The following is a 17252-nucleotide window of genomic DNA, read 5'->3' on the forward strand; positions in this document are numbered from 1 at the left end:
AAGACGGTGTCTTCTGAGTCAGTACCTTCCAAAGTATTATTTTCTGAGGTGATGTCTTCTGAATCAGTATCTTCCGAAGTATTATTTTCTGAGGTGATGTCTTCTAAATAATAATTTTTCAGAGTGCTATTTTCTATATCAGTATTTTCTAAGGAAGTATAGTTCTTATTTTGTGAAATATTATATTTTATATATCGTTGGTTTTGATCGTCACAATAACTTTTATATGGATCAGTATACTCTACAATTTTATCATGCTCAGGTGTTAAAGATTCTTTATAACAATATTTTTCCGAATGATGACGATGCCCTTTGTGGCGGTTTTTATCATATTTTCTATTATGTCTATCATCATGTTCTCTTTTAACATGTTTTTTGTCAGGGTGTCTTTTATGGTGATTTTTATCATGTTTCCTATTATGTCTATTATCGTCATGCTCTTTTTTATCATATTCTTCGTCAGGGTATCTTTTATGGCGGTTTTCATTATGTTTTCCGTTATGTTCATCATGTGTTTTTTCACGATGTTCTTCGCCATGGAGTCTTTTATGACGTTTTTCATTATGTTTTCTATTATGTCTATCATCATAATAATTTTTTTCAGGATGATCTTTATCATATTTTCTTGAATGGTGTCTTCTCCCCATAATTTATTCGCTCCTTAAAAATATTGTAAATTGAAGTACTTGAAAGATATAATTATTTATAAATCGATTTAGCTATAGGTCCTTTTGGATCAATAATATCTTTTATAAAATTAAGTGGTATAGTAAATTGAGTAATACAATAAATAGAAGAGCAATTAGGTATGCACAAATATTTATCTTCTTCTAAAAACAGATCCAAAACCTATCTTAAGCAAGTTTTGGATCTTCAGTGTATAAAATTAGTTTATATTAAAAGATATTATTAAATTTCTAGGCTTAACAATCTTTTTCTTTAGGCCATGGATCATCTGATTTAGATGGTTCGCATGAAGGACATTTAGGAGCAGGAATAGCATATTTTTCAGGCGCTTTTTTAGGTCTGCCCAGTGAATCAATTCTTACTTGTTGTTTTTGTAATACTTTCAAAGTTAAATCTATTACTATTTTTTCAGTGAATTTACGGAATTCTTGCTCCGTAGGATTTTCACAGAATTTATTATTTATTGAAGTTGGATATTTATGAATATCAACTTCAGTAATACATGTCTTTACTAATTCACAGAAAGGTTTTTCATTAAATATTTCTGTAGTAGTGAAATTTTGATCGCAAGGATCACGTCCAATTACAGGATCTGCACAAACATCGCAGCTTCTAAGATTATCTGTAAAGTATTGTAATTCTTGCGGATTAGGATTATTACAGAAGAAAGGTTCCCTAAAGAAAGTAACTCTAGTAGTACAATTAAAAGGTACTTTAACTGTACAGTGCCTTATATCTCCACATATATTTTTTCTGTCATTGCTTATACATCTTTCTGTTGCATATTCAATATTTTTTCTCACAAAACCGGATATATATAATATACCAGTACCAGACTTCTTATCCTGAGAGAATGGGATAAGGTGGCATTGGGTTAAATATACATTCTTTTTAATACGTTTTATCTCTATGGCCTCTCTGTCTAATGTGATTGTAGCTTCAACTGGAATCGTTATATTTGTTTCTGCTAGTATAACTGGAATTTTAACAAATGCATCTCCATGCGGAATTACATTAGGCTTTACATGAACTTGATCACACATACCTTCAGTTTTAGCTGTAACAGCTGCACAAGATCCATTAGTATCTTCAGTACAAGCTAAATTATCAGGATTATCATCTGCATAAACGTCATTTTTTTGTGTTGATTCATATATATCATTCATAAATAATGTTATCCTCCTTTTTATCTAACAAAAATATAATTTAGTGAATGTTAATTCTGTCAGGTTCTAATATATATTATTCAGGCTTATGTTTTTTGTTACAGGACTTAATTGATAAGGAGGATTTGTTTTGATATAATAATTCAAAATATATATAATATAGATTTGATTTTTAAGAGAAGAGGAATGAAAATATATGAAAGTACTGCTTATGAAAATTACCTTGAGAGCAACGTGGGTGCATTCATTGAAAGAAAAGAGAATGGTTGTAAAAAGTATAATTCAAAAATTGAAAAACAAGTTTAACATATCAGTAGCTGAAGTGGATAAACAAGATATTCATCAAATGATAGTAATAGGTATTGCAGGCATATGTGGAAGTTCGGCACAATTGGATTCCACAATGGAGAATGTTATAAATTTTACAGAATGTAATACTGATGCAGAAATAATTGATATTCAAAAAGAAGACATTAGAAATATTTAGATTATTTTATCCGAAGTTTATCATTGCTAACATCCCCAGCTTCGTAAAGTGGGGGTGCCAGCAGTGCTTGTTTTTCAGACAATAGCTGTTTAAATAATTAAATATATTGCTGTATTATTAGAAAGAATATTTATTAGCATAACTGTCAAGATATACTTTCCTATATTCAAGCTTTTCAAGATCTGCAGGGGATGGAATTTTAGCAGCATATCCTACTGAAATCATGGATAATACATTTATATTTGAAGGTATGTTTAGGATCTGACGTACATAATCTTCAGATGTTATATTATCATTGTATTTTCTATTTCTAACTTGAATCCAGCATGATCCCAATCCTTCAGATTCAGCTGTTATATGCATTAAAGCAGATGCTATAGAGGCATCTTCAATCCAAACATCACTTAGCTCAGAATTTCCAAGGACAACTATTCCTAAATCTGCATTTTTTAAAAAAGCTGCTCCTGCTTTTGTAAAAGAGAGTTTTTCTAATTTATCTTTATCTTCAACTATTATAAATTCCCAAGGCTTGGAGTTTTTTGAAGAAGGGGAAAGTAATCCAGCTTGAATTATTTTAATGATTTTTTCCTTTTGAACTTTGCGTGGGGTGTATTTTCTGATGCTCCTTCTTTTCCTCAATAATTCTACCAATTTTTATACCTCCTATACATTTTTATTAATTTTACCACTAAAATAGGAGAAAATATATATTAATTAAGAATAAAAAACATTTAAAATTGGATTTTTAATTACAAGTAAAGCTGAGAATAAAGTATATATTCTCAGCTTTACTTAATATTAATATTTAAATGTAGTTATTTACCAGGATTTATAAACATCTGAACCCAATATGGAGTTCCATTTTTATCTTTAGCAACTCCAACTCCAATTTCTGTAAAATTAGAATTTAATATGTTTGCTCTATGACCTGAAGAATTCATCCATGCATTCATTACTTCAGCAGGAGTTTTCTGGCCATATGCTATGTTTTCACCTGCAGCTATATAGCTGATACCAAATTTTTTCATCATATCAAAAGGTGAACCATAAGTAGGTGAAGTATGGTTGAAATAGTTTTTATCAATCATATCCTGGGCCTTCAATGTTGCCACTTTAGATAATTCAGCATTGGCCTTAAGTGGAGCTAGTCCATTTTTACTTCTCTCCACATTAACTAATTTTATTACTTCATTTGCTTCTGCACTTATAGTAGAAGTTTGTCCACTATTTTGTGCTGGTTTTGCAGGCGTAGTATTAGATTTTGTACTAGCTGCAGGCTTTGTAGTATTTGCCGATGATTTGGCGGCACATGTATTGTTGTTTACAACTGTCTTTTTTGAAGTAACAATTTTTAAGTCTTTAAGCTGAGGATATTTAGCTGCAATATCTTTTAACAACGTCTGTTGATTTACTGAAGTAGGGCAGGTAGTTCCGGCCGCCTTTGCTATATTAGGTACAATAGTTGGTATAGTTCCAGCAATAACTAGCGCTGCAATTATTGACTTAATTCTTTTATTCATAAAATGAACCCCCAAAAGTTTTGATTTGTAAGAAATTATACTAAATTAATATGTAGAATTTAATATAATTTCAGTGTAGCTTTTTATATATTAAAAAACTTATTTTAGAGTATAAATAATAAATATGAACAACATGTCACTATTTTGTAAATGCAGTAAAAACATTTCAAAAAATTCTCAAAACATTCTGGTAATAAAGGCTCATATTTCAATATAAACATAAATTTAAATATAAATTTAGAAAGATGTTCCTAATCAGTCATTTTTATGCTCAGCATAAAATTTTTTATAGTTTCCAAGCTCTCTTTTTAAAAGATTTGGAGTATCTAGTTTATATGGGCAATGATTTTTACAGTGTCCACATTCTATACAATTATTTATTAGCTCCATTTTTTCTTTGAAATCATCTTTCATGAAATCTTTGTAGGGAGATCTTCCCAAGAGCAGAGTTATTCTTGCAGAGGTAGGAATATCAATTCCAGCAGGACATGGAAGGCAATATCCGCAGCCACGGCAGAAATCTCCAGCTAATTCAGAACGATCCTTGTTTATAATGGCCCACATGGATTCATCCAGTACTGGTGGCTTTTTCTCAAGGGCAATAAATTCATCTAATTCAGATTCCCTTTGTATACCCCATATGGGTACAACGTTATTGAACTGCCTTAAAAATGCAAATGTGGATGCAGCATTGGTTATAAGTCCTCCTGAAAGAGCTTTCATTGCAATGACTCCAATATCTCTTTTTTTGCATTCTGTTATGAGTTTTAAATCATTGTCTGCAGATAAGGAGCTTAGAGGAAACTGGATGGTATCGTATAGCTCAGAGTTTGCAGCCTCTATAGCATTATCTATTCTATGATTTGTAATTCCTAAAAAGCGGGTCATACCTCGTTTTTTAGCTTCCAGAAGACCAGCATAAAGTCCTTCAGGATCTTCAGGATCAGGTAGTTCATCAGGATTATGTAACTGGATAATATCTACATAATCTGTTTTTAAATTTTTTAGACTTGTCTCTAAATGTTTCAGTAAGGTTTTTTTATCTTTTGCATGACTTTTAGTAGATATTATAATATCTTTTCGCACATCTGCAAGAGAATAGCCTATTTTTTCTTCACTATCGGAATACATTCTTGCAGTATCAAAAAAGTTTATTCCATTGTCATAGGCTTTACGTAGAATCTTTTTAGCTTCTTCAAAGGAAACTCTTTGTATGGGTAAAGCACCAAAACCGCTTCTTGTCACCATCAAATTTGTTCTTCCCAATCTTATTTTATCCATAATAACACCTCCGAGTATTCTTATAATTGTATATTTAATTATATACTAAAATCAGGCAGCTGGTAACATAAAATATAATGTATTTATATTATTTTATATTTTTAATTTATGTATTATAATTATTAGATTAGATAAAAAGAATATGAATATTTCAAAGTATGTAGGAGGACAAAATGGAGTATACATTAATTGCAACATCAACATTTGGATTGGAATCCATAGTTGCCAGAGAACTTAAAGATCTTGGATATGAGGATTTAAAGATTGAAAATGGAAGAGTCATATTTCAGGGAGATGAAATGGATATAGTTACTTGTAATCTATGGCTCAGAACTGCAGACAGGGTTCTTATAAGAATGGCGGAATTCAATGCAGAGAGCTTTGAGGAGCTTTTTCAAGGTACACTTTCTGTGGAGTGGGGAAGCCTAATGCCTGAGGATGCATTTATGCATGTGACGGGAAAATCTATAAAATCAAAGCTGCACAGTGTACCTGACTGTCAGTCCATAGTTAAAAAAGCCGTAGTTGAATCCATGAAAAATAAATATAATATAGAAAGGTTCGAGGAAACTGGAGCCGAGTATAAAATAGAAGTTGGCATTTTAAAAGATGTTGTTACATTGACGGTGGATACATCCGGTGAGGGATTGCATAAAAGAGGGTACAGGAAGAATTCAGGGGAAGCACCTATAAAGGAAACCTTAGCGGCAGCTATGGTACTGTTAAGCAAGTGGGAGCCTTCCAGGGTGCTTGCAGATCCAATGTGCGGTTCTGGAACCATTGCCATTGAGGCTGCATTAATAGGGAAGAACATAGCTCCAGGACTAAATAGAAGTTTTGTTTCAGAACAGTGGAATATAATTCCCCAGGATTTATGGAGAGATTTGAGAAAATTCGCTTTAAACTCTATAAATAATAATGAATTCAGAATTTTGGCGTCGGATATAGATGGAAGAGTAATTAGAACTGCCATGAACAATGCCGAAAAGGCAGGGGTACAAGATTATATAGCATTTCAAAAAATACCGGTACAGAAGTTCAGCTCAAAGAAGAGTTGTGGATTTATAATAAGCAATCCACCTTATGGAGAAAGACTTGGAGAAAGGGAGGAAGCTGAAAAACTGTATGAGGACATGGGCAAGGTATTTTCAGAGCTTAAAGACTGGAATTATTTCATAATAACGGCTCATGACAAATTTGAAGAGCATTTTGGAAAAAAGTCTGATAAGAACAGAAAACTTTATAATGGCAGATTAAAATGCTATTATTATCAGTATTTTAATGGTATCAAGTGATTCCTGGATTCAGAGGGAGTTCTAAAATAACCAGGAGGGATTGGCAAGATCCCTTCAGTTAAATGCCAGGTGCTCAAATTTATTTCATTGCTTTTTCAGCTCTTATTGTTTTACCTTTTATAGTTTTATTTTGAAGTGACTTAAGAACTATATCACCTTTACCGGATAGAATGTTTACATAGGAAAAATTATCCTCTATGTCTATTATGCCTACGTCATCAGGATTTACTCCCTTTATACTTGATATAGTTCCAGCTATGTCTCCGGGTCTTATTTTTTTCTTTTTCCCTGCACTTATATATATTTTGGTCATATCTTTGTTTATATATCTGGAGCTGTCATTTTTTATTTTTGGTCCGGTTTTTAATTTTTCATTGAATGATTTTTTACCTGTTTCAACTTCTTCTCTTGATGGAATTTTACCTTTTTCAATGTTCAGATTAAAAAACTCACCTATTTTTTCTAAAAATCTATATTCTTTAGGAGTAACAAATGTTATAGCAATTCCTCTATTTCCTGCCCGGCCTGTTCTTCCGATTCTATGAATATAGCTTTCTTTTTCCATAGGTATGTCATAATTTATGATATGCGTTATATTTTCAACATCTATTCCACGGGCTGCTATATCCGTACATACCAGGAAAATGAACTCTCCTCTTTTAAATCTTTTAGTTACATCAATTCTCTTAGATTGAAGCATTCCGCCATGTAGGCCGTCACATGGATAGCCTTTATCTTTCATCTGTAATACTAAGTCATCTACATTTTTTTTAGTCCTGCAAAATATCATAACACTATCAGGTTTCTCAGTATATATTATTTTATTTAGCAGATCAAATTTTTCAGGTGCTTCAACTTCATAGTATAGTTGCCTGATTCTGCTTACTGCAGAATTTTTAGATTTAATGTTTATATTAATTGGATTATTCATATAATTATTAAATAATTCCAGCATTTCCTGAGGTATAGTTGCAGAAAAAAGAAGAGTCAGTCTATTTTTGGGAAGAGCATCTATTATAAGTTTAACTTGATCTATGAATCCCATATCCAGCATCTCATCTGCTTCATCTATAACTAAATATCTTATTTTTTTAAGATTTAAAGTATTTCTCTTTATATGATCCATTATTCTTCCAGGAGTTCCAACTACAACATGAACTCTCTGTTTAAGTGCTCTTATTTGAACTGTTATAGGTTCTTTGCCAAATACAGCGGTGCAGTTTATCCTCTTGAATTTTCCTATATTTGAGAAGTCCTCCATTGTCTGAAGAGCAAGTTCTCTTGTAGGAGTGAGCACCAGTACCTGAGGCAGTTTTTCCTCTAATTCTATTTTCTCACAAATTGGTATGGCAAAAGCTGCAGTTTTTCCGCTGCCGGTTTCAGATTTTATTATAATATCTTTATTTTTTAAAATGAGTGGGATAACTTTTTCCTGAACCTCGGATGGATTTTCATATCCTAATTTTTTTATTGATTCCAATATGTCTGAATCTAGTCCAAAATCATTAAAGCTTAATTTATCCATATTATTTGACCCCTTATGTTTTAATAATACTATAATACTATTATATATTCATAATGTATAGGAAAACTTATTGGAGTACACCATACTGGGTAGTTTCAAGTTGGACATCTACATTTATTACAGAATCCCTATATACTCTTGACCAATCATTTTTCTTCCAATAGCTATTATATTTTGCTCTCACTATATTGCCTATTCCAATTGGGTCACTATTTATTTCCTGTAAATAATTGATTACATTCCTGCAGTCTTTATTTAACTCCTCCTGCATTTTTAAGTTTAAATTTTCTAGGTTTCCGCTCTCATCAAGATTATCAGTTTCATATTCATCAATGCTAGCTGATAGTTTTAAAGAGATATCTACTACAGGTCTATTGTCTATGATTTTTACTTTTATTTTTCTTTTACACTTGTTGAATCCGATGGAAATCCCGTGCTTTGACCGTAAATCATTTTCTGATAAATACAGGGAGTTGAATTGATATTCTGTGTGTTTTAAACTTCCCATCATAGTCATTAATAATGAAGTATTTTTTGGAGTTAAACTACCAACCATCTTATCTTTTGAAAATAGAGCTGTTCCCTCAATGACAACTCCATCTTTCTCCATCTTTACAAGAGGTGCAATATTATCAACACCTTCTCTGAAACTAATAGTATCAAATTTATTAACTCTAGTTTCAGGTGTATAACCACTTTGAGTATTTCTTTCAAGAAGCTGTGTTAAATATATAGAAGGTCTTTGTTTATCAGATAATTTTTCAATCTCCCTTAAAAATCCCTCAGTGCTTCCATCTACCACTATTAACCATGCAATTATAGAGTCGGTAGGATCTCTTTCAAGGATCTCATTTATTTTATATATTTTTTCTTTTTCAGCAATTTCTTTAGAATAAAGTACCACTTGAGTCTTACCTGCTTCCATGGATTTAGAAGACTTTCTTCTTAATTCTTCTCTAGATGATCGAATCAGACTGGATGTGGTGGTAAGTATTTCACTTCGACTTTTTGTTTCGGGATCTGTTACGGGACTTATGGTAGTAATTTTCATTCCGGAAATATCTTTGGATTCTTCTATTCCTAACAATGTTATAAAACCAATTCTTTCAAAAGGATGTTGATCCCAACACCCGGAAAATATCATGGCAGTTATTATAAATGTTACAATAATTATAGGCTTATGAATTGATTTATTCACTTGTTTTAACTCCTTCCTTTTTCACAGAAGAAAAAAAATGACATAATATAACAAATGCCAAAAATATAGCTCCATATATTATTATAATGTGAGTATATTTATAAATCTCGTAATGATTTTTGGGAATTCTGCTAATTAAGACAGTTGCTACTGTAAATAATATGAGAGAAGGTATTTTCCTTTTTATTTTAAAAAGTTTTTGTATACTATAGTAAGCAGGGAAAAAGTATGAGCTTACGGACATAACCATAACGGGAATCCATGAGGAAATATATAGCAGATCAATTCTTTCAAATATAGGAACAGTATAGGTCCGTGATAATCTGATTAAGGGAAAAACCATTTTTTGCAGCTGATTTTCACCAAAAAAAGTTGTACATATAAGGACAATTGATAAAAAAAATGTAATGACAATACTTTGAGTTATTAAGGAATATTTTATAATTTTCTCCTTATCGGTGATGAATGGATAGATAATTACTATAATTTCAAAACCTAGAAATATATAATAACACTCCCCCATTCCACCTAAAATTCCAGAAAAGCCGCTTTCTCCTATGGGCATCAAAATTTTTATATCACAGGAATTTATAGAAAATAATAATAAAGTATAAGTAATTACTAAAAAAAACCATATAATAAAAGAAAATCTAGCTATTGCTTTAAAACCATACATACATAAATAAAAAGTAGGTGATATTATAAAAAAAGTCAATACAATGCTTGGAGTAAATCTTAAGTAATTTATTTTAAGTGTTTCAGCAAACAGCCTTAAATTTAAACAGGCAGCAAACCATAAATATAGAAAAATAAGGATATTGAAAAGTGTACCTATATATTTACCATAAAGATAATTACTGATATCATATATTGAGCTATTTTTACATTTTTCAAGCAGCATAATAATAAATATTAGGGAAACAGCTACAAGGATACCTACTATAATTACAGGTATCCATCCATCATGACCGCTTTTTTGAGCCAAAACGTTTGGAGTCTGAAGTAACTTTACACCTATCTGGGCAGACAATAAAAAATTAATCAATTGTCTGCAGGTTATATTATTGCTATTTTTCTTCTTCATTTTTATGACCTCTCCATTTATCCTTTGGCTTTGCAATATCAGGTCTTCTTTTTAGATGTTTTATGGAAGCTCTCATGTTGGTATCTTTAAGTTCCCTTAGCTTTAAGGGTTCTATAGGTTGAAGATAAGGCTGACCCAATGATTCAAGTACTACAAGATGAGCTATAAGAAGTAAAATTGATATCATTATACCTACCATTCCGAATACAGCTGCAGCTATCATTACTAAAAATCTGGTAATTCTAAGTGCAATGCCCATATCGTACATTGGTATTGTAAATGTTGCTATCATGGTCAATGCAACTGCAATTACCATCTGACTACTCACAATGCCAGCTTCTACTGCAGATTGCCCTATAATAAGCCCACTTACTACTCCTACTATTGAACCTATATATGTTGGAAGCCTGATAGCTGCTTCTCTTAATATTTCAACAAATATTTCCATAACAGTAGCTTCGATTATAGGTGGAAAAGGAACTCGGGATCTTGACTGAGCTATATTTACAAGCAAACCCACTGGAATTATATAGTAGTTATATGCAATTATAGCTATATAAAGACCTGGAAGAAATATAGCTATAAATAGACAGCTCATTCTTAAAAGTCTGAGAAAGGAACCGGAAAACCAGGGTACATTATAATCATCAGGTGCCTGGAGGAAGGAGTAAAAATTAACTGGTGCTATAAGTACGGTTGGTGTGCTTTCTAAAATTATTGCAAACTTTCCTTCCAGTAAATCCGCAGTGATTTTGTCTGGCCTTTCAGTAATATTGTATTGTGGGAAAATAGAATAAGGATGATCTATAATCATCTCTTCAATAGATCCTATTCCAATAAAACCATCATAATCCACAGTGCTTATTTTTTCACATAATGTCTGCAGCAGAACATCATTTGCTATATTCTGAATATAGGCTATTGCTATGGACTGATTTGTGGAGGCACCAATCCTGAATATTTTAAATTTAAGATTTGGATTTTTTATTCTCATTCTTAATATGGAGATATTTGTATTTAGATCTTCAATGAAACCATCATGAGAGCCTCTTACATTTTTTTCTATCTCAGGCTCGCTAATAGCTCTTTTATTGAATTTTTTTAAAGAGCAGGATACAGCAAATTCAAGGGCTTTACTTATAAACACCGTATTGCCTAACATTATTTCATTTACTATATCATAAATATTCACAGGATAATTAATACTGCCTACAGGTATTGTATTATAGAGAAAATTAAATTGATTATAATTGGAATCTTTTAAATTGATTACGGGATTAATAAAGTCTCTCTGAATAAGATCCACATCCACGAGCCCTTGGACATAGAAAAAACAACCTTCACTATCCATATTTGAGTATACTTTTGTCCTTACTATATCTGGGCAATCAGTTAACATCTGTTCTATTTTTGAAATGTTCTGTTCATAGTCTGATGTCAGTATATCTTTAAAAACTTTATTATTTTTATCCATAAAATATCACCAATTTTAGTATAGCCAGATTTGAATATATTATTTATACTTTTATGTAACAGATATAATAAGGACATACTTGTTAATAAAATTATTGAGTTATATAATAACACTTGAAAGAGAAAATTATAAAATAAGGAATTTATGAGGAGGCGTATATTATGAAAGTAGTTGCTTTTAATGGAAGTCCTAAAAAAAATGGAAATACTTATGAGGCAATAAAAGCTGTGGCGGCGGAATTAAAAAAAGAAAACATAGAAGTAGAGGTTGTTCATGTAGGAAATAAGGTAATACGTGGATGTTTGGCCTGTGGTGGATGCAGTAAAAATATGAATGAAAGATGTGTTATAGAAAATGATGAAGTTAATGACTGGATTCAAAAAATGAAAGAAGCGGATGGTATTATTTTAGCTTCCCCAGTACATTATTCAGCCATAGCAGGAACTATGAAATCATTTTTGGATCGTGCATTTCTTGTAACATCTGTAAATAATGGCATGCTCAGGCACAAAGTAGGGGCCAGCGTAGTTGCAGTGAGAAGAGCCGGTGGTGTTCCTGCATTTGGGCAATTGAATAATTACATCAACTATTCAGAAATGGTAATGCCTACGTCAAATTATTGGAATGTAGTTTATGGAACAAATCCGGGAGAGGCAGTCCAAGATAAAGAGGGAATGCAAATTATGAGTGTCTTAGGCAAAAATATGGCCTGGTTGATGAAGAGCATTGATTTTGCAAAAGATCATATAAAGGAAAATCAAATAGAAGATAAAATATTTATGAATTTTATAAGATAGGATTTAAAAATATTTATGAAAATGCTTCACAAATTTATTTGTGGTGATAGTAACTAATTTGGAATTTTAGAAAACTTATTCAAGCTTATGGCGGAAATGCCTATACTGCAAAGGTAAATACAAATGGAGAATGGATGAAGCCATAAGACAAACAGAAAATGAGTTAAAAATAAAACTTATAGAAATATTTATAAAAATAGATATTTCTATAAGTTGAAGATATATTAATTCTTATTTTATCAAATTTTGATCTCTCAAAAACTGATCAGCAACTGTCTCTGGTTTTTGTCCCAGACTATCAACTTTATAATTCAATTCCATCATGGTTTCATCATTTATTTTTCCACTCAATTTATTTAAAATTCCTTCAAGTTCAGGATGTTTCCTTAAAGTTTCCTCTCTCACTATAGGTACAGCATAATAGGGTGGAAATATTTTTTTGTCATCTTTTAAGACTTTTAAGTTAAATTGCTTAAGCAGTCCATCTGTAGAAAAAGCATCAATTACGTCTGCTTTATTTTGATTTAGTGCAGTATATCTAAGTCCTCCATCCACACTATTAATTTCTTTAAAATTAATACCATATACATCTTGAAGAGGTTTTAACGTATCTGATCTTCCTGAATTAAATTCCATGGTACAACTTAGTCTTAAATCATTACTTACCTTTGCAAGATCAGATATGGTATTTAAATTATATTTACTAGCAGTATTTTGAGATACGGCCAGTGTATAAGTATTATTGAATCCAATAGGGCCAAGCCATTTTATCCCAAGGTTCTTAGCATAGTAATCTTTAACTGTACTGTATACTTTATTGGGATCCTGAATTAAACCATGTTTCATTACATCCATGAGCCCGGTACCTGTATATTCTACACTTACATCTACATTTCCCGATTTCATGGCACTGAGTACTACATTTGTCCCACCTAAATTGGGCTTGTAATCCACTTTTATATTACTATTCTTTTCAATAAGTTCTCCCACCATGTCTACTAATATGATTTGCTCTGTATAGTTCTTTCCTCCAACTACTATTTTATTTTTTGAATTATTATAATAAAATATTGAACCAGCAGCTATTACGATACAAAGTACGGCAGCAATTGATCTTTTATATTTTAATGATATTTTCTTCTTTTTTCTTTTAGTTGCTGATTTTTCAATTTTACCGATTAAAAAATCTATAGCGAGTGCCAATATACATGCTGGTATTGCTCCTGCAAGTATCATATTATTATTAACACTTTGGACTCCTGTAAATACCATGTATCCCAGGCCACCGGCTCCTATAAATGCAGCTATGGTCATCAGTCCAACTGCTGTAACTGCCGAGATTCTTATACCTGCCATTATTACAGGGAGAGCAAGGGGCAATTTCACGATTTTCAAAATCTGTGATTCTGTCATCCCCATTCCCTCAGCAGATTCTATAATATTGGGATCTATACCTATAAGTCCAGTATAGGTATTTTTTATAATTGGAAGCAGTGAATATAAAATCACCATTACGATGGCCGGTTTACTTCCAATACCTAGAATGGGAATTAAAAATCCTAAAAGAGCTAAACTTGGAATTGCCTGTACTACATTTGCGATGCCTATTACAGTTGAAGATAATTTCTTTTTATTTTCTATAAGTATTCCTAAAGGTACTCCTATTAATATGGCTATAGCAACTGACAATAAAGTCAATTCAATGTGCTGCAAAAAAAGCTGTAATATTTGATCTGATCTGCTTGCCAAAAAATTGCAGAATTCTATAATCGAAGTCATTAAATACCCTCCTCATCATTCAAAAATTGAGTACTTAACACTGTTATAAGACTACTTCTTGTAATAAGTCCCACCAGTTTACTTTTGCTATTTAAGACAGGTACATAGCCTATTCTATTATCACTTATCTCCTGAAGTACATCAACTATGCTATCTTCTTCAGATACGGTAAATACATCTTTTTCCATTATATTTTTTAATCTCAGTGTTTTATCCATACTTTTTCTTATATCTTTAAAGGTTACTATTCCAAGAAGTGTTAAATTTTTATCTACTATCATAAGGCTGTCTACTTTATTTGCCCTCATTATCTCTACTGCTTGAACTATAGTCCTCTCTGAATTGGTCATTACCGGGTTGGTTATCATTATGTCCTTTGCTTTTATGAACTCTGGTTTATTCCAAATCCTATTTTTACCTATAAATTCTTCTACAAAGCCATGAGATGGATTTTTTAATATTTTCTCAGGAGTATCAAATTGAAGTATATTCCCATCTTTCATTATGCATATTCTATCTCCCAGCTTTATTGCCTCATCCATATCATGGGTTACAAATACTATAGTCTTTTTTAACTGTTGCTGGAGACTGAATAACTCATCTTGAAGCTGGTTTCTGCTTATAGGATCAAGAGCACTAAAAGGTTCATCCATAAGCACTATATCTGAATTCATGGCAAATGCTCTTGCTACTCCCACTCTCTGCTGCTGGCCGCCGCTGAGTTCATTGGGATATCTGTCTAAAAAATCTTTTGCATTCATGCCAATCATGTCTAAAAGTTCAACAGTTCTATGTTCTATCTTATTTTCAGACCATTTTTGAAGCCTTGGTATCAATGTTATATTTTCCCGTATGGTCATATGGGGAAAAAGGCCGGTTTGTTGAATTACATATCCGATATTTCTTCTAAGGTTTATAGTATCTTCCTCCTTTATGTTTTTACTATTCACAAAGATATCGCCAGAAGTGGGTGTTATGAGTTTGTTTATCATTTTTAAAGTGGTTGTTTTCCCACATCCGCTTGGACCAATGATTACTGCTAATTCGCCTTTATGGATCTTTAAATTTATATTGTTCAATACTGCTTTGTTTTTAAAAGATTTATTTACATCTTTAAACTCTATCATAAATCATCCTCCGTTTCATTAAATACGATTTTCACTATTTGTGGAATGCAAATTACTGAAATTTAGAAATTCTATAGATATATATAAGAATTGATTTTAAAAGCTGTAGCATACTAATTTTAATAAGCTACCTGATAATTATATTTAATTATCAAATAATTTTATATATTTAATAATTTGACTAATTTGATGTTATTACTTTTAATGTTAACATAAAAATACCTTATATATCAAATGGGTAAACTTGCGAAAAGCACAAATAAAGAAAAATTTTGTAAAAAAAGAGGACATTTTTATAAAATAATAGCTGCACTCATGCCCTTTATTAGAGACCTTAAAGCAGATTTTTATAAATTTAAAATTTTTTTGCAATTTAAATAAAAATTTACATTATATTAACATAAATTTTATATTTTTATTTTCCAGAATATTAATTATCGAAATATACAAACCCATGAAATTTGTAAAAAGCTGTAGAAATATTTTAATATACATTATTAATATTATGTATATTAAAATATAAAATAAACCAAAAGATAAATTTCAATATGTCGCTATATCACATGATTTGGGAACTTTCTTATTTTACTCCAATGCAGGGTATATTTGATCTCATAAATACATACCAGCCTATGAGCGCTGCGCATGAAAAAATTGTTATTAAACATCCAAGTTCTATAACTATGTTCCCACAGGGTATGGAGGCTATGGACATTCCCATACTGCCGAATACAGTAAACAATGTATTGATTAATGAAGAAGCTGAACCTGTGTCTCCCTTTTGCTGATCAAGGAGAACGTTGGTACTGAATGGCCGAATTGCAGTGCCCATAAGAGAAGTTATCATAAATGACAATACAAAAAACACCGGAGACAACCTTCCAATGATCATTACCAGAATTCCGCTTAAAACACTTAACAAGAAACAGACCATGGCAAAAGTATTTTTCTTTAATGTGCTTAAATACTTCACGTATATTACAGGCCCCATAATGGATACTAAGGCATTTGCAGCAAAAAAATAGCTGTAAGCTTGCTCGGTAAGTCTGAAATAGTCCACATATATGTAGGATGATATGGCAATGTATCCCATGAAAGGCAGTGAACTCAGTGAAAATATAAGTGTCGGGATGATGAAACCTTTATTTTTCCCAACCACAAACAAACGTCTTATGGCTCCTGACAATGTTCCTGTGTATCTTTCATCATTTTTTAAGGTTTCTTTATATAGAAGTGCCAATAATAAATTTACAGCACTGACTGCTGCCAAGATCCAGAAAGTGCCTCTCCAATTGAAAACCTTTAAAATAAAAGCTCCCATAATAGGTGCAATCATAGGTGCTATACCTGACATTGATTGCACTATTGCCAATATAGTTTCTCTTTTTTTCCCTGAAAAGTAGTCTTTGATTATAGCAATTGAGATAGATGTGATGCCACCAGCACCAATTCCTTGTGTTATTCTCGCCAAAATAAGGAAATAAATACTTGAAGATAAGGCACAAAAAATACTGCTTATCATATATATAATACTTCCTATAATAAGAACAGGTTTGCGTCCATACTTATCGCTTATAGGTCCCCAGATTAAAATACCTACTGCATAAAAAAAGAAAAAAGCACTCAACGTCAAATTGGTTATTGAAGTATTAGTTCCAAAATATGAACTCATTTTAGGCAAAGCTGGTAAATACAAGTCCATAGAGAGCGGAATAAACATATTCATTAATGTTATAAAAGCAATAAGGCCTTTATCTTTTAAATACTTCTGACCGTTTATCAATTGTGCAGTTTTATATTTTTTTTGATTCATTTTTTACCTACTTTCTACA

At 31.5% G+C, this 17252-nt stretch carries 14 protein-coding genes and 1 pseudogene; 3 read left to right on the plus strand and 12 right to left on the minus strand.

Features of this window, described 5'->3' with window-relative positions:
* A pseudogene (locus tag AB8U03_RS14005) lies at positions 1–647 on the minus strand (hypothetical protein); the annotation flags it as partial.
* A gap of 276 nt (positions 648–923) precedes the next feature.
* Positions 924–1853, minus strand: a complete 930-nt coding sequence (locus AB8U03_RS14010; protein WP_369705181.1) for a CsxC family protein — start codon at positions 1851–1853, stop codon at positions 924–926.
* 196 nt (positions 1854–2049) lie between these two features.
* On the opposite strand from AB8U03_RS14010, the gene AB8U03_RS14015 reads away from it, so the two are divergent.
* A complete protein-coding gene (locus tag AB8U03_RS14015) occupies positions 2050–2340 on the plus strand; it encodes a DUF503 domain-containing protein (protein ID WP_369705182.1) in 291 nt (96 codons plus the stop codon).
* Between the two features lie 117 nt (positions 2341–2457).
* Here AB8U03_RS14015 and AB8U03_RS14020 read toward each other — a convergent pair whose 3' ends face one another.
* From AB8U03_RS14020 to AB8U03_RS14030, 3 genes are all read right to left on the minus strand, one after another.
* Entirely contained in the window at positions 2458–2991 is a 534-nt protein-coding gene (locus AB8U03_RS14020) for a nitroreductase family protein (RefSeq protein WP_369705183.1), read from the minus strand.
* A gap of 164 nt (positions 2992–3155) precedes the next feature.
* Positions 3156–3860 (minus strand): CAP domain-containing protein, encoded by a 705-nt coding sequence (locus AB8U03_RS14025; RefSeq protein ID WP_369705184.1) that lies wholly within the window; start codon positions 3858–3860, stop codon positions 3156–3158.
* 255 nt (positions 3861–4115) lie between these two features.
* Positions 4116–5141: an aldo/keto reductase gene (locus AB8U03_RS14030; protein WP_369705185.1), complete on the minus strand. Its 1026-nt coding sequence runs from the start codon at positions 5139–5141 to the stop codon at positions 4116–4118.
* Between the two features lie 173 nt (positions 5142–5314).
* Here AB8U03_RS14030 and AB8U03_RS14035 point away from each other — a divergent pair, with 173 nt between their 5' ends.
* Positions 5315–6436, plus strand: coding sequence for a THUMP domain-containing class I SAM-dependent RNA methyltransferase (locus tag AB8U03_RS14035; RefSeq protein ID WP_369705186.1), 1122 nt, complete (start codon positions 5315–5317; stop codon positions 6434–6436).
* Between the two features lie 79 nt (positions 6437–6515).
* On the opposite strand, the gene AB8U03_RS14040 is transcribed toward AB8U03_RS14035, so the two are convergent.
* The 4 genes from AB8U03_RS14040 to AB8U03_RS14055 all read right to left on the minus strand — a co-directional run bounded on the left by AB8U03_RS14040 (position 6516) and on the right by AB8U03_RS14055 (position 11717).
* Positions 6516–7961, minus strand: coding sequence for a DEAD/DEAH box helicase (locus tag AB8U03_RS14040; RefSeq protein ID WP_369705187.1), 1446 nt, complete (start codon positions 7959–7961; stop codon positions 6516–6518).
* A gap of 67 nt (positions 7962–8028) precedes the next feature.
* Positions 8029–9159, minus strand: coding sequence for a Ger(x)C family spore germination protein (locus AB8U03_RS14045; protein WP_369705188.1), 1131 nt, complete (start codon positions 9157–9159; stop codon positions 8029–8031).
* A complete protein-coding gene (locus AB8U03_RS14050; protein ID WP_369705189.1) occupies positions 9152–10243 on the minus strand; it encodes a GerAB/ArcD/ProY family transporter in 1092 nt (363 codons plus the stop codon). The genes AB8U03_RS14045 and AB8U03_RS14050 overlap by 8 nt, the downstream gene beginning before the upstream one ends.
* Positions 10227–11717: a spore germination protein gene (locus AB8U03_RS14055; protein ID WP_369705190.1), complete on the minus strand. Its 1491-nt coding sequence runs from the start codon at positions 11715–11717 to the stop codon at positions 10227–10229. Before AB8U03_RS14055 ends, AB8U03_RS14050 begins: the two co-directional genes overlap by 17 nt.
* Before the next feature lie 161 nt (positions 11718–11878).
* Here AB8U03_RS14055 and AB8U03_RS14060 point away from each other — a divergent pair, with 161 nt between their 5' ends.
* The gene (locus AB8U03_RS14060) at positions 11879–12514 is read left to right on the plus strand and encodes a flavodoxin family protein (RefSeq protein WP_369705191.1); all 636 of its coding nucleotides are present in this window, start codon (positions 11879–11881) and stop codon (positions 12512–12514) included.
* 231 nt (positions 12515–12745) lie between these two features.
* Here AB8U03_RS14060 and AB8U03_RS14065 read toward each other — a convergent pair whose 3' ends face one another.
* The 3 genes from AB8U03_RS14065 to AB8U03_RS14075 all read right to left on the minus strand — a co-directional run bounded on the left by AB8U03_RS14065 (position 12746) and on the right by AB8U03_RS14075 (position 17233).
* The gene (locus tag AB8U03_RS14065) at positions 12746–14293 is read right to left on the minus strand and encodes an ABC transporter permease/substrate-binding protein (RefSeq protein ID WP_369705192.1); all 1548 of its coding nucleotides are present in this window, start codon (positions 14291–14293) and stop codon (positions 12746–12748) included.
* Positions 14293–15420: a betaine/proline/choline family ABC transporter ATP-binding protein gene (locus tag AB8U03_RS14070; RefSeq protein WP_369705193.1), complete on the minus strand. Its 1128-nt coding sequence runs from the start codon at positions 15418–15420 to the stop codon at positions 14293–14295. Before AB8U03_RS14070 ends, AB8U03_RS14065 begins: the two co-directional genes overlap by 1 nt.
* 580 nt (positions 15421–16000) lie before the next feature.
* Positions 16001–17233 (minus strand): multidrug effflux MFS transporter, encoded by a 1233-nt coding sequence (locus AB8U03_RS14075; protein ID WP_369705194.1) that lies wholly within the window; start codon positions 17231–17233, stop codon positions 16001–16003.
* Positions 17234–17252 lie beyond the last annotated feature (19 nt).

Source organism: Clostridium moutaii, from assembly GCF_041205085.1.
GTDB classification, from domain to species: Bacteria; Bacillota; Clostridia; order Clostridiales; family Clostridiaceae; genus Clostridium_B; species Clostridium_B moutaii.